The sequence below is a fragment of the Streptomyces sp. NPDC001787 genome (assembly GCF_040297465.1).
GTDB lineage: Bacteria > Actinomycetota > Actinomycetes > Streptomycetales > Streptomycetaceae > Streptomyces.
In genome coordinates this window covers 77,560-101,761 of the sequence record NZ_JBEOZE010000016.1, presented here as the reverse complement: position 1 = coordinate 101,761, position 24,202 = coordinate 77,560, and the positions used below count along the sequence as shown (strand labels likewise).

17 protein-coding genes and 1 riboswitch are annotated in these 24,202 nt (G+C 72.5%); of the genes, 10 read left to right on the top strand and 7 right to left on the bottom strand.

What is annotated here, in order from left to right:
- Nucleotides 1-110: 110 nt before the first annotated feature.
- The 3 genes from ABT170_RS22400 to ABT170_RS22390 all read right to left on the bottom strand — a co-directional run bounded on the left by ABT170_RS22400 (nt 111) and on the right by ABT170_RS22390 (nt 5,042).
- A complete protein-coding gene (locus tag ABT170_RS22400; protein WP_329946871.1) occupies nt 111-1,613 on the bottom strand; it encodes an alpha/beta hydrolase in 1,503 nt (500 codons plus the stop codon).
- A 214-nt stretch (nt 1,614-1,827) separates the two neighbouring features.
- Nucleotides 1,828-3,501 carry a sensor histidine kinase gene (locus ABT170_RS22395; RefSeq protein WP_329946872.1) on the bottom strand — a complete coding sequence of 558 codons (1,674 nt, stop codon included), beginning with the start codon at nt 3,499-3,501 and terminating at the stop codon, nt 1,828-1,830.
- A gap of 194 nt (nt 3,502-3,695) precedes the next feature.
- Nucleotides 3,696-5,042, bottom strand: coding sequence for a citrate/2-methylcitrate synthase (locus ABT170_RS22390; protein WP_351870194.1), 1,347 nt, complete (start codon nt 5,040-5,042; stop codon nt 3,696-3,698).
- A 225-nt stretch (nt 5,043-5,267) separates the two neighbouring features.
- On the opposite strand from ABT170_RS22390, the gene ABT170_RS22385 reads away from it, so the two are divergent.
- A complete protein-coding gene (locus ABT170_RS22385; protein ID WP_502970554.1) occupies nt 5,268-6,422 on the top strand; it encodes a citrate synthase/methylcitrate synthase in 1,155 nt (384 codons plus the stop codon).
- Nucleotides 6,423-6,445: 23 nt separating this feature from the next.
- Nucleotides 6,446-7,654, top strand: coding sequence for a CobW family GTP-binding protein (locus ABT170_RS22380; protein ID WP_351870083.1), 1,209 nt, complete (start codon nt 6,446-6,448; stop codon nt 7,652-7,654).
- 72 nt (nt 7,655-7,726) lie between these two features.
- On the opposite strand, the gene ABT170_RS22375 is transcribed toward ABT170_RS22380, so the two are convergent.
- Complete coding sequence (locus tag ABT170_RS22375; RefSeq protein ID WP_351870080.1) at nt 7,727-10,177, bottom strand: DNA gyrase/topoisomerase IV subunit A; 2,451 nt, start codon at nt 10,175-10,177, stop codon at nt 7,727-7,729.
- Between the two features lie 259 nt (nt 10,178-10,436).
- Here ABT170_RS22375 and ABT170_RS22370 point away from each other — a divergent pair, with 259 nt between their 5' ends.
- The 4 genes from ABT170_RS22370 (at nt 10,437) to ABT170_RS22355 (ending at nt 15,407) form a co-directional block, all read left to right on the top strand.
- On the top strand, nt 10,437-11,804 hold the full coding sequence (locus ABT170_RS22370) for a M16 family metallopeptidase (RefSeq protein ID WP_329946876.1): 1,368 nt from the start codon (nt 10,437-10,439) through the stop codon (nt 11,802-11,804).
- Nucleotides 11,805-11,830: 26 nt separating this feature from the next.
- Entirely contained in the window at nt 11,831-13,213 is a 1,383-nt protein-coding gene (locus ABT170_RS22365) for a M16 family metallopeptidase (protein ID WP_329946917.1), read from the top strand.
- A gap of 246 nt (nt 13,214-13,459) precedes the next feature.
- Nucleotides 13,460-13,627, top strand: a riboswitch (cyclic di-AMP (ydaO/yuaA leader).
- Nucleotides 13,628-13,640: 13 nt separating this feature from the next.
- Nucleotides 13,641-14,459 carry a M23 family metallopeptidase gene (locus ABT170_RS22360; RefSeq protein WP_329946877.1) on the top strand — a complete coding sequence of 273 codons (819 nt, stop codon included), beginning with the start codon at nt 13,641-13,643 and terminating at the stop codon, nt 14,457-14,459.
- 240 nt (nt 14,460-14,699) lie between these two features.
- Nucleotides 14,700-15,407 (top strand): GntR family transcriptional regulator, encoded by a 708-nt coding sequence (locus tag ABT170_RS22355; protein ID WP_351870076.1) that lies wholly within the window; start codon nt 14,700-14,702, stop codon nt 15,405-15,407.
- A gap of 179 nt (nt 15,408-15,586) precedes the next feature.
- On the opposite strand, the gene ABT170_RS22350 is transcribed toward ABT170_RS22355, so the two are convergent.
- Nucleotides 15,587-15,868, bottom strand: coding sequence for an HPr family phosphocarrier protein (locus ABT170_RS22350; RefSeq protein ID WP_329946879.1), 282 nt, complete (start codon nt 15,866-15,868; stop codon nt 15,587-15,589).
- A 160-nt stretch (nt 15,869-16,028) separates the two neighbouring features.
- Between ABT170_RS22350 and ABT170_RS22345 the strand changes: the two genes are divergently transcribed.
- The 4 genes from ABT170_RS22345 to ABT170_RS22330 all read left to right on the top strand — a co-directional run bounded on the left by ABT170_RS22345 (nt 16,029) and on the right by ABT170_RS22330 (nt 21,616).
- Nucleotides 16,029-19,019, top strand: coding sequence for a bifunctional acetate--CoA ligase family protein/GNAT family N-acetyltransferase (locus ABT170_RS22345; protein WP_351870073.1), 2,991 nt, complete (start codon nt 16,029-16,031; stop codon nt 19,017-19,019).
- Between the two features lie 94 nt (nt 19,020-19,113).
- Nucleotides 19,114-19,710, top strand: a complete 597-nt coding sequence (locus tag ABT170_RS22340; protein ID WP_266924671.1) for a DUF5998 family protein — start codon at nt 19,114-19,116, stop codon at nt 19,708-19,710.
- Nucleotides 19,710-20,897, top strand: coding sequence for an alkaline phosphatase family protein (locus ABT170_RS22335; protein ID WP_329946881.1), 1,188 nt, complete (start codon nt 19,710-19,712; stop codon nt 20,895-20,897). The genes ABT170_RS22340 and ABT170_RS22335 overlap by 1 nt, the downstream gene beginning before the upstream one ends.
- A gap of 68 nt (nt 20,898-20,965) precedes the next feature.
- The gene (locus tag ABT170_RS22330; RefSeq protein WP_329946882.1) at nt 20,966-21,616 is read left to right on the top strand and encodes a thymidine kinase; all 651 of its coding nucleotides are present in this window, start codon (nt 20,966-20,968) and stop codon (nt 21,614-21,616) included.
- A 30-nt stretch (nt 21,617-21,646) separates the two neighbouring features.
- Here ABT170_RS22330 and ABT170_RS22325 read toward each other — a convergent pair whose 3' ends face one another.
- Nucleotides 21,647-22,945, bottom strand: a complete 1,299-nt coding sequence (locus tag ABT170_RS22325) for an erythromycin esterase family protein (RefSeq protein ID WP_351870069.1) — start codon at nt 22,943-22,945, stop codon at nt 21,647-21,649.
- A 244-nt stretch (nt 22,946-23,189) separates the two neighbouring features.
- Entirely contained in the window at nt 23,190-23,966 is a 777-nt protein-coding gene (locus tag ABT170_RS22320) for a VOC family protein (RefSeq protein ID WP_329946884.1), read from the bottom strand.
- Between the last annotated feature and the right edge of the window lie 236 nt (nt 23,967-24,202).

The following is a 24,202-nucleotide window of genomic DNA, read 5'->3' as shown; positions in this document are numbered from 1 at the left end:
GACGGAGGTCCACGCACCGACCCCGGGGCCGGAACGGTCCAGGACCGCCGGACAGGGGCCGGGGACGGTGCGTGGACCTCCGTCTCCGGCCCCTGTCGGGTCCTTCCGGTTCAGCCCTTGCGGCTGGTCAGGTAGGCGTCGGTCACCCGCATCGCCTTCTCGGTGGCGCCCCGGCGGTAGAGCCAGTGGCCCACGACGTCCATGGTGAACAGGGAAGCCTTCGGGAAGGACGCCGCCATGCGGCGCGCGCCGGCCAAGGGGGTCGCCATGTCATGGGTGGCGTTGAGCACGAGGACCGGCGGGAGGCCGCCCTCCGCGCGGGCGGGCCGGGGCTTCGGCGGCATGGTCCAGCCCTGGCAGGCGAGGACGAAGTCCAGGGCCTGGGCGTTGTAGCCGACGTGCGGGGCGGCCTTCGCGACCCGCTCGCGGATGGCCCGGTACTGGGCGTAGTCGCGGATCCGGAAGTCGTTGTCCCGGCACAGCACGAGCCGTGCGGCGAGGTCGTGGCTGCCGCCGTCCAGCCAGCGGACCTCTCCCTTGCCGGTGTGCAGGGCGGCCAGCTGATCCGCCGTCTCCTTCGGCATCCACGCACTGAGCTGATCGGTGAGGAAGCCGGACAGCCGGTCGGCACCGACCTTCGTCCGCGTCGGTCCGTCGGGGCCCGGATCGTGGAGCGTGCCCGCGGCGGCGCGGGCGAACAGCCGGTCCGTCACGGCCGCCAGGTCCTGGCCCTTCAGCGCACAGGAAGCGTCCTTCTCGCACCAGTCCGCGACCCGCTTCAGGGTGTTGTTGATCGAGACGCTGCCGTCGGTGAGGTAGCGCTCGGCACTCGGCCGGTCCGGGTCCGTCGCGCTGTCGAGGGCCAGCGCGCGGAGGTTGCCCGGGAACAGGCGCGCGTAGTACTCGCCGATGGACGTGCCGTAGGAGTGCCCGAGGAAGCTGATCCGGCGTTCGCCGAGGGCCGCACGGATCGCGTCCACGTCGCGGGCCACGCTCTCGGTGTCCATGTGGGCGGCGAGCGGCCCTGTCCCTTGGAGGCAACTGGCCGCGAGCCGGCCGTTGAGCGTGCGCAGCCGCTCGAACTCGGCCGCGTCGCGCGGGCGGTCCGGGATCGAGTCGAGAATCGACTCGTCACAGCGGGCGCCCCCGCTGCGCCCGATGCCGCGCGGGTCGAAGCCGATCATGTCGAAGCGCCGGAGCATGGCGGGGGAGTAGCCCCCGATGGGATCGTCCGCGTACAGCGCGTCATCGGCCCCGGGCATCCCGGGACCGCCGGGGTTCGACATCAGGACACCGATCCGGCGCGCGGGATCGGTGGCCGGGTACCGGGCGACAAAGATCCCGGTCTTCGGTCCCTTCGGCTTCGACCAGTCCACCGGCACCTCGACCGTCGCGCACTGTGCCTGGGGACTGGGGTCGGGGTAGGGCGGATCGCCCTTGGGGCAGGCGCCCCAACTGATCCCGGGGGCCGTGGTGGTGGCGGCCGTGGACGACTTCTGGACGGCCGCCGCGCCGGGGACGGCCAGTGCCGCGGAGGCCGACATGGCCAGGAATACGGAGAGAGCCCGCCGTTTCGTGTGCGGGCTGATGTTCACGCGCATGCTCGTGTTCATGCGGGTCACTGTTCCGGCCCCGCGTGATGGCACTTCTACGGGCACATGGTGGGAACGTAACAACGGGGCTCCCGACGAACCCTCAAGTCCTCCTGGACCGGGCGTGGTTCAGGCCGGCCGCCGAGTGGGGCCGCGCGGCCACCCGGAAGCCGGGCGCCTCGGGCCGCGTTGATCTGCGGGGCCCGGACATCGTCGTCCACGACCAGGACGTGGATCACGGGTTCTCTCCTGCCGTCGCCGGTCGTACGGGGGACGGGCCATGGAGCGGGTCCGGTTCGCCCAGGGCCTCCGGCAGCACGACCGTGAACACCGCGCCGCCCTCCGCGGACTCGCCGACGGCCACGCTGCCGCCCTGGCGCTCGGCCAGCCGGCGCACGAGCGCGAGCCCTAGACCGCGTCTGCCGTGTGCCGGGAGCTCCTTCGTCGACCAGCCCTCGGTGAAGATCGACCCGTACTGGGCGGGCGGCACCCCGGGTCCGCTGTCGTGGACCCGCAGGACCACCGTGCGGCCCTCGGTCCGCAGGCCCACCTCGACCCGCGCCCCGGCGGAGCCGGCCGCCGCGTCCAGGGCGTTGTCGACGAGGTTGCCGACCATCGTGACCAGGCCCCGCGGATCCACCAGCCGGTCCGGCAGCGGCGGGCCGGGCGCCATGCGCAACGAGACGCCGCGCTCGGCGGCGACCGTGGCCTTGCCGACCAGCAGAGCGGCCAGCAGGGGATCGTGCACCTTCCCGGTGACCTGTTCGGCCGTCGCCCGGTGCACCCCGACGACCTCCGTGAGGAACTCCACGGCGTCCTGATGCATCTCCAGTTCCAGGAGCCCGAGAAGGGTGTGCAGGCGGTTCGCGTGCTCGTGGTCCTGGGCGCGCAGCGCGTCGATCAGGCCACGGGTGGAGTCGAGCTCGCGGCCGAGATGTTCGAGCTCGGTGCGGTCGCGCAGGGTCACCACGGCGCCTCCGTCGTCGGTGGCCATCCGATTGGCGAGCAGTACCCGGCTGCCCCGTACGGTCAGCAGGTCGTCACCGACCACCCGGCCGGCCAGCACATCCGTGGTCCGGCCATCGCCCAGCGCCTCGTCGAGAGGGTGTCCGGCGGCGTCCGGACCCAGGCCCAGCAGGCGCTGCGCCTCGTCGTTCAGCAGCCGGATGCGCCCGGTCCGGTCGAGCGCGACGACTCCTTCGCGGATGCTGTGAAGCATCGCCTCGCGTTCCGTCAGAAGCGCGGAGATATCGGAGAACGCCAGGTCATGGGTCTGCCGTTGAAGGCGGCGGGAGATCAGACAGGCGGCCAGCGCGCCGACCGCCAGCGCCCCGCCGGCGTAGGCGAGCAGCCCGGGGATCGTCGCGAGCAGCCGGGCGCGGACGCTGTCGTACGCGATACCGACCGAGACCGCGCCGACGACGCGGCCGGAGGCGTCGCGCAGCGGCACCTTGCCTCGGGCCGAGCGGCCGAGCGTGCCGCTGTCGATCTCCATGACCTCCCGGCCCGCGAGTGCCTCGCCGGGGTCGGTGGAGACGACCTTGCCGATCCGGTGGACCTCGGTGTGCGACCAGCGCACCCCCCGGCCGTTCATGATCACGACGTACTCGGCGCCGGTCGCCCGCCGGATCCGTTCGGCGGCGGCCTGCACGGATCCGTCCGGGGAGGGGGCCGTGGTGAGGAGCCCCGTCGTGATCCCGGGCTGGGCCGCCGTGCTCTGGGCGATGGCGAGGGCCCGGTGCATCGCCTGGTCATCGAGCTGGGCGCTGAGCGGAGCCAGGAACAGGCCGGTGACCAGCACCGTGACGCCGGTGATGATGGTCAACTGCATCAGCAGCACCTGGGAGAAGACCCGCCGGGGCCGGCCGAACCGGCGCCGGCCCCTGGCGGTGGCCGGCGGGGTGGTCATCGTACGAACGGTAGAGGGGGTTCCGGGCCTTCCGGAACCCCCGGCGGACGGCCGGGCGGAGCGGATCCCCGCCGGGGCTTCCCCGTGTGCCGTTCCGGGTCACCGCGCGGGGCCTGGCGACCGGACGGGGCCGGGCTGTCGGACGGGGCCGGGCCACCGCGCGGCGGTGCCTTGCTGCCGCCCGCTCGGGACGACTACGCAGGGCCCGGCGACCGCACCGGCTCGGGCAGGGGCTGAGGCGGGAGGGGGCCCCGGTACTGCCCGATGGGCCGCATCCGCAGCGGCCGCTCCGCGTACTCCTCCAGCGCGTGCGCGATCCAGCCCGCCGTCCGGGAGACCGCGAACACCGTCTCGCCCGCCTCCGCGGGCATGCCGCCGGCGACGGTGAGGACGGCCAGGGCCAGGTCGATATTGGCGTGCAGGGGGGTGTGGCGGGCGGTCGTGCTCACCACGTCGCGGGCCGCCGCCAGTACTCCGGCGGCCCCCGGCACCTCCTCCAGCAGGGCGAACAGCGTACGGGCGCGGGGGTCCTCACCCGTGTACAGCCGGTGCCCCAGGCCCGGCACCCGGCGGCCGGCCCGCAGATGGTCGGCGACGACGGGGGCCGCGCTGCCCCGGGCCACGACTTCGGTCAGCATCTGGTGGGCCAGGCCGCTCGCGGCGCCGTGCAGCGGCCCCTCCAGCACGCCGAGCCCGGCCGAGACCACGGCGTACGGATGGGCGTGGGCGGACGCGGCGACCCGGGCGGCCAGCGTCGACGCGGCCAGATCGTGATCGATCAGCAGGGTCAGGGCGGTGTCGAGTACGGCGAGCGACGCCTCGTCGGCGGGCTGGGCGGTGAGCCTGGGCCACAGCTGCCGGGCGAGCGGACCGGTGCCGTCAGCCGCGGGCCCGGTGCCGTCCGCACCGGGTGAGCCGTCGCCACGCCCGGTGCCGGCGGCGGCCTGGGCCGCTCCCGCCGCGGGACGGCTCCCGGTTCCCGCCACCGGCAGCGCGCCCACCAGGGTCGGAATCAGGCTGCGGGCACTGCTGAGCACCGCCTGCGGCGAGAGGTCGAACCGCAGCGGATCGGCGGCGGCAGCCGCGATCACCGCCACCCGCAGCCGGTCCGTCGAGCCGATGTGCGGGGGCAGGGCGTCGACCGCCCGGCGCGCCGCCGCGAGAGCCGCGTCGGGCGCGGTGAAGCGGACCCCCGGCCGGAGCTCACCCGTCCACAGCCACTCGGCGACCTCCTCGTAGCCGTACCGCCGGGCGAGCCCGGTCGCGTCGACGCCGCGGAAGTAGTACCGGTCCCGCTCGATGAGGGTGATGCCGGTACGGAAGACGAGGTCGCTGTCGGCCGGTGCGGGCTCGCGGCGCCCCGTACGCCGGATCAGCGCCTCGACCTCGGCGGCGTCGAACGTGCTGCCGCGCCCTCCGGGGACGCGTCGGCTGCTCAGCTGCCCCCTGCTGACGTACGCGTAGACCGTCTCGGGCTTCACCCCCAGCAGCTTGGCCGTCTCCCGTGTGGTGAGCCGCCGGTCACCGCCCGCACCGTCCATGCCGGAGCCGGAGCCGGAGGAGCCGTGACCTTGATCGTTTCCGGGGGCCTGCGCTGCTTGATCCGTCATGGCGCCCACCGTATCCATGCGTCGATGTATCCATGCATCGATCAAGTCCACCATGCCTTACATATTGATTCAATCAATATTGACAGAGTTTAAGTCAAGCATGGACAGTCGAATCAATATTCAAAGCCACGGAGGAGTGACCCAGAGATGACGGCCATGACCCGGAGCACCGCTCCGCTCGACGTACCCCGTGGCCTCGCGGGCGTCGTCGTCACCGACACCGCCCTCGGAGATGTCCGAGGCCGCGAGGGCTTCTACCACTACCGGCAGTACTCGGCGATCGAGCTGGCGCAGACCCGCAGCTTCGAGGACGTCTGGTACCTGATGTTCCACGGGGAGCTGCCCGACCGGGCCGCCGGCGCGGACTTCGCCGCGCGCACAGCGGCCCTGCGCCGGCTGCCCGCCGAGGTGCGCGAGGCACTGCCCACCATCGCCCGCGCGGGCGCCGTCTCGGGCCCGCTCGCCGGACTGCGCACCGCACTCTCGCTGCTGGGCGCCTCGGCGGGATTCCGCCCGGTGTACGACATCGGGGCGGGCCGCCGCCGCGACGACGCGCTCGCCGCCTGTGCGGCCGTACCGACCGTGCTCACCGCGCTGTACCGGCTCGGCCAGGGCCTCGAACCCGTGGAGCCGCGCGAGGACCTGCCGTACGCCGCGAACTACCTGTACATGCTGACCGGCTCGGAACCGGACGCCGCGAACGTCAGGGCCGTCGAGCAGTACCTCATCTCCACCGTCGACCACGGGTTCAACGCCTCGACCTTCACCGGCCGGGTCGTCGCCTCCACCGGCGCCGACGTGGCCGCCTGCCTGGTCGCCGCCGTCGGCGCGCTCTCCGGACCGCTGCACGGTGGGGCGCCCAGCCGGGCCCTGGACACGCTGGACGCGATCGGCACCCCGGACCGCATCGACGGCTGGATCCGTGAGCAGGTGCTCTCGGGGGCACGCATCATGGGCTTCGGGCACCCCGTCTACCGCACCGAGGACCCGCGCTCGCACATGCTGCGGGGCATCGCCCAGAGCTTCGGCGGCCCGCTCGTCGACTTCGCCGTCGAGGTGGAACGCCAGGTGGAGGCCATCCTCGCCGAGCTCAAGCCCGGACGTGAGCTGCACACCAACGTGGAGTTCTACGCGGGCGTCGTCATGGAGCTGTGCGGGCTGCCGCGCGAGATGTTCACCCCCACCTTCTGCGCGGCGCGTGTGGTCGGGTGGAGCGCCAATATCCTGGAGCAGGCGGAGGACTCGAAGATCATCCGCCCGGCGGCCCGCTACGTCGGCACGCCCCCGCCGCAGCCGGTCCCGGCACCCTGACGACATTCCGAGGAAGGCCCCCGTTGAGCCCGACCCGCAGCCCGCAGATTCCGGTCGTCGTCCTGGCGGGTTTCCTGGGATCCGGCAAGACGACGCTGCTCAACCATCTGCTCCGCAACCGGGCGGGGAACCGGATCGGTGTGATCGTCAACGATTTCGGGGCCATCGAGATCGACGCCATGACCGTCGCGGGCCAGGTCGGCTCGACGGTCTCGCTCGGCAACGGCTGCCTGTGCTGCGCCGTCGACGCGAGCGAACTCGACACCTTCCTGGAGACGCTGACCCGGCCCTCCGCCCGCCTCGATGTGATCGTCATCGAGGCGAGCGGCCTCGCCGAACCCCAGGAGCTCGTGCGGATGCTGCTGGCCAGCGACAACCCGCACATCCGGTACGGGGGACTGGTCGAGGTCGTCGACGCCGCCGAGTTCGGGCGGACCCGGGAGCGCCATCCCGAGATCGACCGCCATCTCGCCGTCGCCGATCTCGTGGTGCTCAACAAGACCGACCGGGTGGACGAGGCGGAGCACGCCCGGCTGCGCGCAGGCGTCGCGGAACTCGGCAGCCGGGCCGCCGTCATCTCCGCCGTGCACGGCCGCATCGATCCCGAGCTGCTCTTCGACCCCGTGCTGAGGCCGGACCACGAGGACGGGGCCCGTCAGCTCACCTTCGAGGACCTGTTCCTGGACGAGTGCCAGGAGGGGGAGGACGGGCACGCGGGCCACCTGCACGCGGCGTACGAGAGCGTCGCCTTCACCTCCCGGGAGCCGATGGACCCCCGCCGGTTCCTGGAGTTCCTCGACTCCAGGCCCGAGGGCCTGTACCGGATCAAGGGGTTCGCCGACTTCGGCGCGGGGGACCGGGCGAACAAGTACGCCCTGCACGCGGTGGGCCGGTTTCTGCGCTTCGTCCCCCAGCCCTGGTCGCGGGCGGAGCCACGGCTCACGCAGCTGGTCCTGATCGGTTCGGGCATCGACGCCGGGGCGCTGTACGGGCAACTCGCGGACTGCCGGACGCGAACGCCCGACAGCACGGGGAAGCCCCACACCGCCACATCGCCGGACGCCGCGCGGAACGCGCCGCACGGCGCCCGGCCCGAGGACGCCCCGTACGACGAGGCTCCGCACGAAGACGCCCCGCACGACGAGGACCGGCCTCACGAGGACCGTGAGCAGCACGAGCGCAGCATGTGGGGCGTCCTGAGATACGTGCAGCGGCCGGCCGAGGCGCCCTGAGCGCTCTCCCGTGATCCACGCCGTCGCGGATGACGGGAGAAGCGCTCGGCGCGAGGGCCGGCCGCCTCGCCGTCACACGGGTCCGGCGATCACCGCCACCGGCTGGAGCAGCGGTGTACCCGAACCGTCGCGTCGCGGATCCGGAGCGGGCAGCTGTGCCGGAGCACCGTTCTTCTGGGCCGCCCGTGCCGGGACCGCACCCGCCCAGGCGAACACCAGGACGTCCTCGCCCTTCAGGAACCGCTGGCAGCGCACCCCACCGGTCGCCCGGCCCTTGCGCGGGTACTGGTCGAACGGGGTGAGCTTCGACGTCAGCTCCGAATCGTCCAGGGTGCCGTGCGAGCCGGCGACCGTGAACACCAGCGCGTCCGCCGCGGGATCCACGGCCGTGAACGAGAGCACCTCCGCCCCGGCCGTGAGCTTCACTCCCGCCATCCCTCCGGCGGGCCGGCCCTGTGGGCGCACCTGCGCGGCCGGGTAGCGCAGCAGCTGCGCGTCGGAGGTGATGAAGACCAGGTCCTCCTCGCCCGTACGCAGCTCCGTCGCGCCCACGATCCGGTCACCGTCCTTGAGGGAGATGACCTCCAACTCGTCCTTGTTGGCCGGGTAGTCGGGCACCACCCGCTTCACCACGCCTTGGAGTGTGCCGATCGCCAGGCCCGGTGAGGACTCGTCCAGGGTGGTGAGGCAGATCAGCTCCTCGCCCGTCTCCAGGGTCAGGAACTCCGAGATCTGTGCCCCGCCCGAGAGATTGGGGGCCGCGTGGGTGTCCGGCAGCTGGGGCAGATCGATCACCGCGATCCGCAGCAGGCGCCCGGTGGACGTCACCGCCCCCACATCGCCGCGGGCCGTGGCCGGGACGGCCGACAGGATCACGTCGTGCTTGGCACGCTTGGCGTCCTCGGCCACCACGATCGGGTCGCCGTTGGCCGTGCGGGCCAGCAGGCCGGTCGAGGACAGCAGCACCCGGCACGGGTCGTCCGCGACCTCCAGCGGTACGGACGCGATCTGCGAACCCGCCGACTCCAGCAGCACCGTGCGCCGGTCGGTGCCGAACTTCTTCGCCACCGCGGCCAGCTCGGAGGAGACCAGCTTGCGCAGCTCCGCGTCGGACTCCAGGATCGCGGTCAGCGCGGCGATCTCCTCGCTGAGCCGGTCGCGCTCGCTCTCCAGCTCGATCCGGTCGAACCGGGTGAGCCGGCGCAGCGGGGTGTCCAGGATGTACTGGGTCTGGATCTCGCTCAGTGAGAAGCGCTCCATGAGCCGCTCCTTCGCCTGCGCCGAGTTGTCGCTGTCCCGGATGATCCGGATGACCTCGTCGATGTCGAGCAGCGCGACGAGCAGCCCCTCGACCAGGTGCAGCCGGTCGCGGCGCTTGGTCCGGCGGAACTCGCTGCGCCGGCGCACGACCTCGAAGCGGTGGTCGAGATAGACCTCCAGCAGTTCCTTGAGGCCCAGGGTGAGCGGCTGGCCGTCGACGAGCGCCACGTTGTTGATGCCGAAGGACTCCTCCATCGGCGTCAGCTTGTAGAGCTGCTCCAGCACGGCTTCCGGCACGAAGCCGTTCTTCACCTCGATCACCAGGCGCAGTCCGTGCGCCCGGTCGGTGAGGTCCTTGACGTCCGCGATGCCCTGGAGCTTCTTCGCGGAGACCAGGTCCTTGATCTTGGCGATCACCTTCTCCGGGCCGACGGTGAAGGGCAGTTCGGTGACGACCAGGCCCTTGCGGCGCGCCGTCACGTCCTCCACGGCGACCGTCGCCCGGATCTTGAACGTGCCGCGGCCTGCGGTGTACGCGTCCTTGATGCCGCCGAGCCCGACGATCCGGCCACCGGTGGGCAGGTCGGGGCCGGGGACGAAGCGCATGAGCGTTTCCACGTCGGCGCCCGGGTGCTTGATCAGGTGGCGGGCGGCGGCGATGACCTCGCCCAGGTTGTGCGGGGGCATGTTGGTGGCCATGCCGACCGCGATTCCGGACACCCCGTTGACCAGGAGGTTCGGATAGGCGGCGGGGAGGACGACCGGCTCCCGCTCCTGGCCGTCGTAGTTCGACTGAAAATCGACGGTGTCCTCGTCGATGGCTTCGGTCATCAACGACGTGGCGTCGGCCATCCGGCACTCGGTGTACCGCATCGCGGCCGGCGGGTCGTCATTGCCGAGCGAGCCGAAGTTGCCGTGTCCGTCGACGAGGGGGAGCCGCATCGAGAACGGCTGTGCCATCCGCACCAGCGCGTCGTAGATCGACGCGTCGCCGTGCGGGTGCAACTTACCCATGACTTCGCCGACCACACGGGCGCACTTCACATAGCCGCGGTCGGGGCGCAGTCCCATCTCGTTCATCTGGGACACGATGCGGCGGTGCACCGGCTTCATACCGTCGCGGGCGTCGGGCAGGGCCCTGGAGTAGATCACCGAGTACGCGTACTCGAGGAAGGAGCCCTGCATTTCGTCGACGACGTCGATGTCGAGGATCTTCTCCTCGAAGTCGTCCGGCGGCGGGGTCTTCGTGCTACGGCGGGCCATCGCGGCTGCGACTCCTTCACGGATTCTGATCGGGCAACCTGAGGTTCTGACGCGGACCATTGTGGACCGCCGCACTGACAACGCCGACCTCGACCCGTCCGAAGCGGTCCGAAGGGGCCCCACGGGACCCGCCACGGGCCCCGGTTGCGGCAGCATCTACAGCAACATCGACGGAACGGGAACTTCGCCAGGTGTCGGTGCGCTTGCTTACAGTGGCAGCTCTGGCAGGAAATCCAGTATCGCGATCGAAGGGACGTACATGCCCATGGGTCACACGGCCACAGCACAGGCCGGCTCCGGCGGCTTGACAGCGACCGAGCACCGCCTGGCCAACGGTCTGCGTGTGGTGCTCTCGGAGGACCATCTGACCCCGGTCGCCGCGGTCTGTCTCTGGTACGACGTCGGTTCGCGCCACGAGGTCAAGGGACGCACCGGCCTGGCTCACCTTTTCGAGCACCTGATGTTCCAGGGCTCGGGCCAGGTCAAGGGGAACGGGCACTTCGAGCTCGTACAGGGGGCCGGTGGCTCGCTCAACGGGACGACCAGCTTCGAGCGGACGAACTACTTCGAGACCATGCCCACCCATCAGGTGGAGCTGGCTCTCTGGCTGGAAGCCGACCGGATGGGCTCCCTCCTCGCCGCACTCGACGAGGAGTCCATGGAGAACCAGCGCGACGTCGTGAAGAACGAGCGGCGCCAGCGCTACGACAACGTGCCCTACGGCACCGCGTTCGAGCGGCTGACCGCCCTCGCGTACCCGGAGGGTCACCCGTACCACCACACCCCGATCGGCTCGATGGCCGATCTGGACGCCGCGACCCTCGATGACGCGCGTACGTTCTTCCGCACGTACTACGCCCCGAACAACGCGGTGCTCTCGGTGGTCGGCGACATCGACCCCGAGCAGACGCTGGCCTGGATCGAGAAGTACTTCGGCTCCATCCCCGCCCACGACGGCAAGCAGCCGCCGCGCGACGGCACGCTGCCCGAGGTGATCGGGGAGCAGCTGCGCGAGGTGGTTCAGGAAGAGGTCCCGGCGCGTGCGCTGATGGCGGCCTACCGGCTGCCGCACGACGGCACCCGGGCCTGCGACGCCGCGGATCTGGCGCTGACCGTGCTGGGCGGCGGTGAGTCGTCCCGGCTGCACAACCGTCTGGTCCGCCGCGACCGTACGGCCGTGGCCGCCGGATTCGGGCTGCTGAGGCTCTCCGGAGCGCCCTCGCTGGGCTGGCTGGACGTCAAGACGTCCGGCGGCGTCGAGGTGCCGCAGATCGAGGCGGCGGTGGACGAGGAGCTGGCGCGGTTCGCCGCCGAGGGCCCCACGCCCGAGGAAATGGAACGGGCCCAGGCCCAGTTGGAGCGCGAGTGGCTGGACCGGCTCGGTACGGTCGCCGGCCGCGCCGATGAACTGTGCCGGTACGCCGTCCTGTTCGGCGACCCGCAGCTCGCCCTGACCGCCGTGCAGCGGGTGCTGGACGTCACCGCCGAGGAGGTCCGGGCGGCCGCCGAGGCGGCGCTGCGCCCCGACAACCGGGCGGTGCTGGTCTACGAGCCGCTGGAGCCGGCGGCCGACGAGGCCGACGACGACACCGAAGGCACCGACGCGCCCGAGGGGGCGGACAAGTGAGCGACGCCGCCGCGACTGGAGTAGCCATGGAGTACCACCCGCAGCCCGCCCCCGGCGTGGCCCGGCCCTGGGCGTTTCCCGCCCCCGAGCGCGGTTCCCTGCCCAACGGGCTGACCGTGCTGCGCTGCCACCGCCCCGGCCAGCAGGTCGTCGCCGTGGAGATCTTCCTGGACGCCCCGCTGGACGCCGAGCCCGAGGGGCTCGACGGCGTGGCCACGATCATGTCCCGGGCACTGTCCGAGGGCACGGACAAGCGCAGCGCCGAGGAGTTCGCCGCCGAGCTGGAGCGCTGCGGTGCCACGCTCGACGCGCACGCCGACCACCCCGGCGTCCGGGTCTCCCTGGAGGTTCCCGCCTCCCGGCTGGCCAAGGCGCTGGGCCTGGTCGCCGAAGCGCTGCGGGCCCCGGCCTTCGCCGAGAGCGAGATCGAGCGCCTCGTCGGCAACCGGCTCGACGAGATCCCGCACGAGCAGGCCAACCCCGCGCGGCGCGCCGCCAAGCAGCTCTCCAAGGAGCTGTTCCCGGCGACCGCGCGCATGTCACGCCCACGCCTGGGCACCGAGGAGACGGTGCGGCGGATCGACGCGGCGGCCGTGCGCGGCTTCTACGACGCCCATGTCCGCCCGTCCACCGCGACGGCCGTGATCGTCGGCGATCTCACCGGGGTCGACGTGGACGCGCTGCTCGCCGACACCCTCGGCGACTGGTCCGGAAACGCCGGCCAGTCCCGTCCGGTGCCGCCGATCACCGCAGACGACACCGGCCGTGTCGTCATCGTGGACCGTCCCGGCGCGGTGCAGACACAGCTGCTCATCGGCCGGATCGGCGCCGACCGGCACGACAGCGTCTGGCCGGCCCAGGTGCTCGGCACCTACTGCCTGGGCGGCACCCTCACCTCCCGGCTGGACCGGGTGCTGCGTGAGGAGAAGGGCTACACCTACGGTGTCCGCGCCTTCGGCCAGGTCCTGCGCTCGACGGCTCCGGGCTCGGCCTCCGGGCCGGCGGGCGCCGCGATGCTGGCGATCAGCGGCTCGGTGGACACCGAGTCCACCGGACCGGCGCTGGCGGACCTCTGGACGGTGCTGCGGACCCTGGCGGCCGACGGGCTGACGGATGCCGAGCGCGAGACGGCCGTGCAGAACCTCGTGGGGGTCGCGCCGCTGAAGTTCGAGACCGCGGCGTCGGTCGCGGGCACCCTGGCCGACCAGGTCGAGCAGCACCTCCCGGACGACTTCCAGGCCCACCTCTACGCCCGTCTCGCCGAGACGGGCACGGTGGAGGCGACCGCCGCCGTGGTCAACGCGTTCCCGGTGGACCGCCTGGTGACGATCCTGGTGGGGGACGCGGCGCAGATCGAGGAGCCCGTGAAGGCCCTCGGCATCGGTGAGGTCTCGGTCGTCAGCGGCTGACTCTCCGGGTACGCGGTCAGCGGGCGCTCGATGCTCCCGCTGTCGCATACCGGGGCACAGGGGACCCCGGTGCGACTCGTCGCGCCGGGGTCTTCCCTTTTGCCCCCTTAATTCCCTTTGTCAGGGAAATTGCCCTTCTGTCCTGTGGGATGAGCGACAAAACCCGCTGTCCGTTTGGTGCGGGAAAGTTGTGCCGCTTAGCGTCGGCTCCGCTGTCCGTCATCCGTATGCCGCGCCCGCGGCGCCGGGCAGCCATCGCCGAGTCCCCGTCAGGCGCGAGCCTGGGGAGCCGGGGACCCACGAAGTCCCTGGGGTGAATCGGACGCCCGTGCCCCGTACGAGGCCCAGGTGTCCGTAGGAGACCTTCCTGCTCCGAACCCGTCAGCTAACCCGGTAGGCGAGAAGGAAGGAAAGGATCAGCCCCTCCATGGCGTTCACCCGTGCCACCGGGAAGCACCGTGCCCCGAGCCGCCTGACGCGCAAGCGCGCCCAGGTCGCCGGCGTCGCGGCTCTGGCCACCACCGGCGTCATCGGCGGTATGGCCTCCCCGGCCCTCGCCGCGGACTCCGAGGCCCGCCCCGTCGGCGACACCGGCCTGACCGCGGTCATCGCGATCGACGCCACGCTCGCCCAGCAGATCGACGCCCAGGCGAAGGTCCAGGAGCACCAGGCCGAGGTCGCCGCCGAGGCGAAGGCCAGGGCCCTCGCGGAAGCCGAGGCCAAGGCCGCCGCCAAGGCCAGGGCGAAGGCGGAGGCCGAACGCAAGGCCGAGGCCCGCGCCGAGGAAGCCCGCGAGGACAGGGCGCGCGCCGCCCGCGCCGCCGAACGCGCCCGGCTGAACTCCTTCCACCTCCCGGTCGCCGGCTCGTACATCAGCACCGGCTACCAGTCCAGCGGTTCGCTCTGGTCCTCCGGCAGCCACTCCGGCGTGGACTTCCACGCGGCCTCCGGCTCCTCCGTCGTCGCCGTCGGCGCCGGTACGGTCGTCGAGGCCGGCTGGGGCGGCGCGTACGGCAACAACATCGTGCTCCGGATGACGGACGGCACGTACACCCAGTACGGCCACCTCTCCTCGATCGGCGTCTCCGTCGGCCAGAGCGTCACCTCCGGCCAGCGGATCGGCCTCTCCGGCTCCACCGGCAACTCCACAGGCCCGCACCTGCACTTCGAGGCGCGTACCACGCCCGAGTACGGCTCCGACATGGACCCGGTCGCCTACCTGCGCGCCCACGGCCTCGACGTCTGACCGTCTCCGCACCCCGCGGAAGGCCCCGGCTCCGCCGGGGCCTTCCGCGTTTCCCGGACCGGAGCCGTGGGAGCCGCCGGAGCCGCGGGGTCACCGGACCCTCCGCCGAGGTGCCCGGTGACCGAAAGATATCCCCCGGATTTCCCTGCGCCATCGGAAATTCCGGCCGATTGTCATAGAGTCACGGAACAGGCGTCGGCCGGCCGCGTTCTTCGCGGGGAATATGGCGGAGGTTCGGACATGCGCATTCCCGCGCATTCGGTATGCACGGCAATCCGTGACGACATCGTCTCCGGTGTCTTCGAGCGCGGCAGCCGCCTCACCGAGGAGGTGCTCGCGCGGCGCTACGGAGTCTCCCGGGTCCCGGTCCGCGAGGCGCTGCGCACCCTGGAGTCCGAAGGTTTCGTCGTCACCCGCCGGCACGCCGGCGCGTGTGTGGCCGAGCCCACCGAACAGGAGGCCGCCGACCTGCTGGAGCTCCGGATGCTCCTGGAGCCCCTGGGGGCCGCACGTGCCGCCCAGCGGCGCACCGAGGCCCATCTCAAGGTGCTGCGCGGCCTGGTCAGGCTGGGCCAGGAGCGGGCCCGCAGGGGCGAGGGCGAGGATCTGCGCCCCCTGGGCGGCTGGTTCCACGAGACCCTCGCGCAGGCCTCCGGCAGCCCCGGCCTCATCGCCCTTCTCACCCAGCTGCGCCACAAGACCGCCTGGATGTACGCGGTCGAGCGGCCCGTCCGCCCCGCCGACTCCTGGGCCGAACACGGCGCCATCGTGGACGCCGTGGCGCGCGGCGACGCCGAACGGGCCAGGGCGCTGGCCGCCCAGCACGCCGAGCGGGCCATCTCCGCGCACCGGCCGCGCCGCACCGCCCGCCGGGGAGCCGGCGCTCCGGGCCGGGACCGGGTGAGCGATCCGCAACACGGCGTAAACATCGCGAGTGCCCGGAATTAACAATTACGCCGTATACAAAGCGAAGTAATTCCGCAGGGCTTTGTTTCCGTTGCCCGAATCAGGTCGGGGAGTCATGCCGTGCGGTAATCGCTTGCCGATGGGAATGAAAGAGCCGCGGTTCCCCGTCGGGATACCGCGGCTCGGTCGGGGAAGAAACCCCGGTCTGATCCGTGCGGGAATCAGACCGTCTCGGGCAGCTCCTCAAGACCCTCGGCGACCAGCTTCGCCAGACGGTCCAGGGCGGCCTCCGCGTCGTCCGCGTCGGAAGCGAGCACGATCTCCTCGCCGCCCTGCGCGCCCAGGCCGAGCACGGCGAGCATGGAGGCGGCGTTCACCGGGTTGCCGTCGGCCTTGGCGATCGTCACCGGGATGCCGGAAGCCGTGGCGGCACGGACGAAGATGGAAGCGGGGCGGGCGTGCAGGCCCTCGGCCCAACCGACGTTTACGCGGCGCTCAGCCATGGTTCTGCCCTTCACGAATCAATGGTTGTCTAGACCAGTCTCTCATGCAGTGCGCGGTGCTGTGCCCGACCTCCGTTCCGGCCGCGCCACCGGTCGGCCTCCCCAGACTGCCCCGGCCCCGCCCCCTCCGCGACCGGTGTGCCGGCCGTAGGCTTTGGCCATGCACCCGAAGCCGGAGCAGAGTCCGCATCACGTGTACCCCGACCACTGGGAAGCGGACGTGGTGCTCCGCGACGGTGGCACCGCGCGCATCAGGCCCATCACCACCGACGACGCCGAGCGGCTGGTCAGCTTCTACGAGCAGGTCTCCGACGAGTCGAAGTACTACCGCTTCTTCGCCCCGTACCCGCGTCTCTCCGACAGGGACGTGCACCGCTTCACCCATCACGACTACGTCGACCGGGTGGGCCTCGCCGTCACGATCGGCGGTGAGTTCATCGCGACCGTCCGCTACGACCGGATCAACGAGCAGGGGCGGCCCGCCTCCGCTCCCGCCGACGAGGCCGAGGTCGCCTTCCTCGTCCAGGACGCCCACCAGGGCCGCGGGGTGGCCTCGGCGCTCCTCGAACACATCGCCGCGGTCGCCCGCGAGCGGGGCATCCGCCGCTTCGCCGCCGAGGTGCTTCCCGCCAACAACAAAATGATCAAGGTGTTCCGGGACGCCGGGTACACCCAGCAGCGCAGCTTCGAGGACGGCTCCGTCCACCTCACCCTCGACCTCGAACCCACCGCCGAGTCCCTCGCCGTCCAGCGCGGCCGTGAACAGCGGGCCGAGTCGCGCTCGGTGCAGCGGCTGCTGGCCCCCGGCTCCGTCGCCGTCATCGGCACCGGCCGCACCCCCGGCGGGGTGGGCCGCACCGTCCTGCGCAATCTCCTCCGCTCCGGCTTCACCGGGCGCGCCTACGCGGTCAACAAGGCCTTCGACGACAGCCTGACGACGCTGGACGGCGTCCCCGCGCACCGTTCCGTCGGCGAGATCGGCGAGCGGGTCGACCTGGCCGTCATCGCCGTCCCCGCCCACCGGGTGCCCGAGGCGGTGGCCGACTGCGGCGAGAGGGGCGTCCAGGGGCTCGTCGTGCTCTCCGCCGGATACGCCGAACTGGGCGCCGAGGGCCGTGAGCTCCAGCGCGAACTGGTCCGGCAGGCCCGCTCGTACGGCATGCGCATCATCGGCCCGAACGCGTTCGGCGTCATCAACACCGCCGAGGCCGTCCGGCTGAACGCCTCCCTCGCCCCCGAGTCGCCCGCCCCCGGCCGCATCGGCCTGTTCACGCAGTCCGGAGCCATCGGGATCGCCCTGCTCTCCGGCCTCCACCGGCGCGGCGCGGGGCTCTCCACCTTCATCTCCGCGGGGAACCGGGCCGACGTCTCCGGCAACGACTTCCTCCAGTACTGGTACGAGGACCAGGACACCGATGTCGCCCTGCTCTACCTCGAATCCATCGGCAACCCCCGCAAGTTCACCCGGCTCGCCCGGCGGACCGCGGCCGTGAAACCCGTCGTCGTCGTGAAGGGCGCCCGGCACAGCGGCTCCACACCGCCCGGCCACGCCGTGCCGGTCAGCCGCATCCCCGACGCCACGGTCTCCGCGCTGATGCGGCAGGCGGGCGTCATCCGGGTCGACACGGTGACGGAGATGGTCGACGCGGGCCTGCTCCTGGCCGACCAGCCGCTCCCGGCCGGCCCCCGGGTCGCGATCCTCGGGAACTCCGAGTCCCTCGGCCTGCTCACGTACGACGCCTGCCTCGCCGAGGGGCTGCGCCCGCGCCCGCCCCGGGACCTCACCACGGCGGCGGGCCCGCAGGACTTCCGGGAGGCGCTGGCCGAGGCGCTCGCCGACGGGGCGTGCGACGCGGTGATCGTGACCGCGATCCCCTGGGTCGGGGAGAACGGCGAGGCCGAGACGGGCGACGGCGAGGTCCTGGCCGCGGCCCTGCACCGGGCCGCGGCCGACGGCCCCGCCAAGCCGGTGGCCGTGGTGCATGTGGAGATCGGCGGGCTGGCCGAGGCCCTGGCCGCCGCCACCGGCACGGTGACCCGGCCGCGCACCGGGGCGACGGCCTCCGGCGGCGGCACCGCGCGCCCCGTGAACGGCCCGCCCGCCCCCGGCACGCAGACCGCTCCCGGCGCCACGGCCGGCCCCGGCGCCGCACCGCGCACCCCCGGCGCCACGGCGGCACCGCGTTCGGCGGCCCCCACGCCCTCCACGGCCCCCGCCCCCTCCGCCGCGGCCCCCGTGCCCGCCTCGGGCTCGGCTCCCGGCCGCCCCCGGACCGGCCGCATCCCCGCCTACCCCGCCGCGGAACGAGCCGTACGCGCGCTCGCCGAAGCCGTGAAGTACGCGCAGTGGCGGCGCCAGGCCGCCGTACCCGGAAAGGTGCCCGAGTTCCTCGACGACACCATCGACGAACCCGGCGCCGCCGCACTGATCGGCACACTGCTCGGCCCCGACCCCGACCCGCGCGGCCGGCCGCTCACCCATGACGAGGCCCGCGAACTGCTCGGCCGCTACGGCATCACCGTCCGGCCGACGCTTCCGGCCCGCGACGCGGACTCCGCCGTCGCCGCCGCGGCCCGGCTCGGCTACCCCGTGGCGCTGAAGACGACCGCTCCCCATCTGCGCCATCGTGCCGATCTCGGAGGCGTCCGCCTGGACCTCGCGGGCGAGAGCGCGCTGCGGCGGGCGTACGGCGAGATGACCGACCTGCTCGGCGGGCCCGCCGAACTCCAGCCCGTCGTCCAGGCCATGGCGCCGCGCGGCGTGGACACCGTCGTGCGGGCCTCGATCGACGCCGCCGCCGGGGCAGTCCTCTCCTTCGGCCTGGCGGGCGCGCCCTCCGAACTGCTCGGAGACACCGCCCACCGGCTCGTACCGGCCACCGACCGCGACGCGGCCGAGCTGATCCGGTCCATCCGGGCCGCCCCGGTGCTGTTCGGCTGGCGCGGCTCGGCACCCGTGGACACGGCGGCGCTCGAAGAGCTGCTGCTGCGGGTGTCCCGCCTGGTCGACGACCACCCGGAAGTGGTCTCCGTGGCGCTCGAACCGGTCGTGGTCGCCACCCACGGGCTGACCGTGCTCGGCGCGAGCGTCCGCATCGCCCCGCCCCCCGCCCGTACCGATCTCGGCCCGCGCCGCCTGCCCAGCTACTGACCCGGCGGGCCGCTCGCCCCGGCCCGCCGCCGGCCCCGTCCCGACCCGCCCACAGCGTCCCCGGCAGTCATCGGGCCCCCGTAGGATGGTCCGTATGGCAAAGACCGGTACGACGACCCAGGGGCTGCGCGCGGCGATCGAGCGCAGCGGCTATTACCCGGCCCTCGTGGCCGAGGCGGTGGAGGCCGCCGTCGGCGGAGAGCCGGTCGCTTCGTATCTGGTGCACCAGGAGACCACCTTCGACTCCAACGAGGTGCGCCGTCATGTCACGGTCCTCGTTCTGACGGAGAACCGGTTCATCGTCAGCCACACCGACGAGCAGGCCGCCGACACAAGCTCCCCGACGCCGTACGCCACGACGTCCACCGAGTCGGTCAAGCTCGACCGGATCTCCTCGGTCGTGGTCAGCCGGGTGGTGGCCAACCCGGAGAAGTACGTCCCGGGCACGCTGCCCCGTGAGGTCGTCCTCACGATCGGCTGGGGTGCCGTCTCCCGCATCGACCTGGAGCCCGCCGCCTGCGGCGACCCCAACTGCGAGGCGGACCACGGCTACACCGGCAGTTCCACCGCCGACGATCTGAGCCTGCGGGTCAGCGAGGCCGGTGACGGCCCGGACACCGTCCGCCAGACCCTCGCCTTCGCCCAGTCGCTGTCCGAGGCGACGGCCGCCATCGCGGCGACCGGCCGCTGATGGCACAGCCGGCCTGGCAGGAGCCGGTCCTGCTCCCCGTCGACAGCGCGCCCGTGCCCGAATACGGCAGCGGGTCGCTCGCCGATCTGCTGCCGACCCTGGCCGCCGGACAGGGCGTACCCGGTCTGGTCGCGTCGATCCCGGAGCTGACACCGGCCGACCGCAACTGCGTGTTCCTGATCGACGGCCTCGGCTGGGAGCAGATCAAGGCGCACCCGGACGAGGCACCCTTCCTGCACTCCCTGCTGCCGACCTCCCGCGGTGGCACCGGCCGTCCCCTCACCGCGGGCTTCCCGGCGACCACCGCCACCTCGCTCGCCTCGGTCGGTACGGGGCTGCCGCCCGGTGAGCACGGCCTTCCCGGCTACAGCGCGCGCAACCCCGAGACGGGCGAGCTGATGAACCAGCTCCGCTGGAGGCCGTGGACCGAGCCGAAGGTCTGGCAGCCGTACCCCACCGTCTTCCGGCTCGCCGACGCCGCGGGTGTGCGTACCGCCCAGGTCTCCGCGCCCGCGTTCGAGCACACCCCGCTCACCAAGGTCGCGCTCAGCGGCGGCTCCTTCCTCGGCCGGCTCACCGGCGAGGAGCGGATGGACGTGGCGGCCCAGCGGCTCGCCGCAGGGGACCGCTCGCTCGTCTACACCTACTACAGCGAGCTCGACGGCGCGGGGCACCGGTTCGGTGTCGACTCCGACGCCTGGCGCGGCCAGCTGATGTATGTCGACGGGCTCGCCCGGCGCCTGGCCGAGCAGCTCCCGCCCCGCTCGGCGCTGTACATCACCGCCGACCACGGCATGATCGACATCCCCTTCGACGAACAGTCCCGGATCGATTTCGACGAGGACTGGGAACTGGGCGCCGGAGTCGCCCTGCTCGCAGGCGAAGGCCGGGCCCGCCACGCGTACGCGGTCCCCGGGGCCGAGGCCGACGTGCTGACCGTATGGCGCGAAGTGCTCGGTGAGCAGTTCTGGGTGGCGGGCCGGGACGAGGCGATCGCGGCCGGCTGGTTCGGGCCGCGCGTCGACGAGCGGGTGTACGGCCGCATCGGCGATGTGGTCGCCGCCGCCCACGACGACGTGGTCATCACGGCGTCGGCGAACGAGCCGCACGAGTCCGCGATGGTGGGGATGCACGGCTCGATGACCCCCGTCGAACAGCTCGTCCCGCTCCTCGAAGTACGCTCGTAACCGCGTTTTCCCTCCCGCCCCGGATTTCCCGTCCCACGGCCGCCCGTCCGAAAGGTGCTCGACCTCTCATGCCCGAGCTTGTGTTCTTCTCCGGAACGATGGACTGCGGAAAGAGCACGCTGGCCCTCCAGATCGGGCACAACCGGTCGGCGAGGGGGTTGCAGGGCTTGAACTTCACCCGGGACGACCGCGCGGGGGAGGGGAAGCTCTCGTCACGGCTCGGGCTGGTGACCGAGGCGGTCGAGGCGGTGCGGGGCATGGACCTGTACGCCCATGTCGTCGACCGGGTCTCGCAGGGCGGCAGGGTCGACTACCTGATCGTGGACGAGGCGCAGTTCCTGGAGCCGGTGCAGATCGATCAACTGGCGCGGGTCGTGGATGAGTTGGGGCTGGACGTCTTCTCCTTCGGTATCACCACCGACTTCCGCACGAAGCTCTTCCCCGGCTCACGGCGGCTGATCGAGCTGGCGGACCGCGTCGAGACGTTGCAGGTCGAGGCGATGTGCTGGTGCGGGGCGCGTGCGACGCACAACGCCCGCACGCTGGGGGGCGAGATGGTGGTGGAGGGCGAACAGGTCGTCGTCGGTGATGTGAGCAGCCCCGCCGCGGAGGTCGGTTACGAGGTGCTCTGCCGGCGTCACCATCGTCGTCGTATGACGAGCGGTTCCGCCCGTGCGGGCGCGCTCTCGCCGGACGTCCTGCCGGTGGCCTCCGACTGAGGACCGGCGCACGGGCCTGGCCGCCGTGCCCTACTCGACGTCCCGCGGGCCCCAGCTCCCGGCGACATCGGCCACGGTGGAGGCCGGAGTGCTGAGGACGCCGTCGAACGCGTCGAGGACGGGGGTGTGCACGTAGACGCTCTGCATCCGGATGCGGTCGGGGCCGCTGACGCCTTCGGTCCGGGCCCGGCGGAGATCGGCGAAGCCGAGTCCCGGACCGCTGCTCGCGAAGGCCGCTTCGATGCTGCCGGGCTCCGGCGCCTCCAGCGGGGTGTCGGCGATGGTGAAACCGAAACGGGCCTTCTCGTCGCGGTCCATCCGGGCTGTGTGCCCGGTGACGCTGGTCAGCGCGAGGGCGAAGTAGGCGTCGCCGAGGGCGTTGTGCAGGTGCTGCCCCATGGGGAGCCCCGTGAGACGGCCGTCGAAGGCTATCGGTGTCCTCTGGATGTGGGCGTTGTGGGCCGCCAGCACGACGCGGGCCGTGGGTCCGAGCCGCTTCAGGTGCCACAGGAGCGATTCGGCCATGTAGAGGTCGCGGGCAGAGGTGTCGGCGGTGAGACCGTCTCCGTTGAAGAGGGCGGCCATGGCGCGGAAGGTGTAGTCGGCGTGGCCGGCGCCTTCGAGGCACCGCAGGGCGATGTCGTAGCTCTGCCGGTCCCCGCGGGAGACGTACAGCGGTTCCAGGGAGCGGAACCGGATGAGCAGGCGCGCCAGGAGCGCGCTGAGGGCGTCCTGTTCGGCCGTGGCCAGCGCGGCCCACGCGGGCGCGGCCACGGCCGCGGAGTCACCGGCGAACGATTCGGCGATCGTCATCGCGGCCCGGACCGCCGGCAGGGATTCGGGGTCGATCCGGCCCAGGTAGTCGGCGACGGGGACCAGGGCGGGGAGCAGCGACCCGCCGGCCGCCGGAATGTCGATGCCCGCGAAGCGGACCGGCCGTGCGGCGGTGCGGTTGTGCCGGCGCAGGTAGCGCAGTGGCTCCTGGAGCCCGATGGGAACCGCTGCCGCGAGGTGGGCGGCGAGGTCGTCGTCCGTACCCCGGCCGTGGGCCCAGGCATCGAGCGGGAAGCCTTCGCTGAAGCCGTACTCGAAGGCCAGGGCGGTGAAGCCGCAGCGTTCGACCAGGAACCGCAGGACGCGCCGGCGCAGCAGGTCGAACTCGCCGATGAAGTGGGAGTGCTCGCCGAGGGCGACCACGCGGGCACCGCCGAGGATGTCGCGCAGCGGTTCCAGGTCGTCCAGGGGCGCTTCCGGGTCGAGGTGGCCGAGCCGGGTCGCGTGGCTGTGGAGCCAGTCGGCGAACGGCGTGCGGTCGGTTGCGGCAGGCATGTGGGTCGCTCTTCCGTGAAGGGGAACTCCGAGCGCGTGGGCGCGCGGGTGGATCACCGGTGTCCACGAGGTGATGGGCGCCGTTCACGATGAACCGCGCCCAGTGACGGAACCGCTCGCTCGGTGGGCGGGGATCGTGGCGGCAGCCGAAATCCCACAGCCGTCCGGTCTGCCCGGACGGACACCGTCCGCCCCGGCCGAACGCGGATCCTCGGTGCCACCCCCGCGTCGGGCCCGCCCCGGGTCAGCGTTCGGACGACCGTACGATCGTGAACACGGCACCCTCCGGGTCCGAGACCGTCGCGATCCTGCCGCTCGACCCCTCCCGGGGCGGCTGGAGGATGTGGCCCCCCAGCTCCACGACCCGTGCGGCGGACCGATCGGTGTCGGAGACCTCGAAGTACGTCATCCAGTGCGGCCCCCGGTCGCGTGGCAGGGCGTGCCCCACCCCGTGCAGCGCGGCCACCGGGCGGCCGTCCAGGTGCAGGGTCTGGTAGTCGAAGTCGGCGGAGACGACCGCCTCCGTCTCGTACCCGAAGACCGCCTGGTAGAACTTGCCGACCATGGAGGTCTCCCGGGTCACCAGCTCGTTCCACACGGGTGTGCCCGGGGTGCCCGCCGTCCGGGTGCCGACGTGTTCGGTGGCCTGCCAGATGCCGAACACCGCCCCGCTCGGGTCGGAGGCGATGGCGAGGCGGCCCGCGTCGCCCGCGTCGAGCGGACCGACCGCCACCGTGCCGCCGCAGGAGCGGATCGTCTCCGACGTGAGATCCGCGTCGTCGGTGGCGAGATAGGTCGTCCAGGCGATCGGCAGATGCCGGTCGGGCGGCAGCTGGCCGATGCCCGCGACCTCCTTGCCGTCGAGCAGACCGCGCACATAGGGGCCCAGCTGATCCGGGCCCGGCCGGAACTCCCAGTCGAACAGCGCTCCGTAGAACTCCTGGGTAGCGGTCAGGCCGTGCACGATCAGACTCACCCAGCAAGGTGTTCCGGGCGTGCGCCGGGCAACAGCCTCGGTCATGGTCTTCTCTCTCCTCGGACCTCTGTGATGGCCGTTCAGGGGCGGGTGCCGGTGCTCCGTCCGGCGGGTACGGACCGCGGTGTCTTCGCCCCGTGCAGATGCTCGCACCACCTGGCTCGTGAGGCGCCCCGGCCGCGCCGGGCGGTCCCGGTTCTCGACGGAGGGTGGCCGGTTTGCCGGCGTTCGTCCGTCCGGGCATGGTTACGGGTGGGCCGGCCCCTGCGCGAGGATGGCAC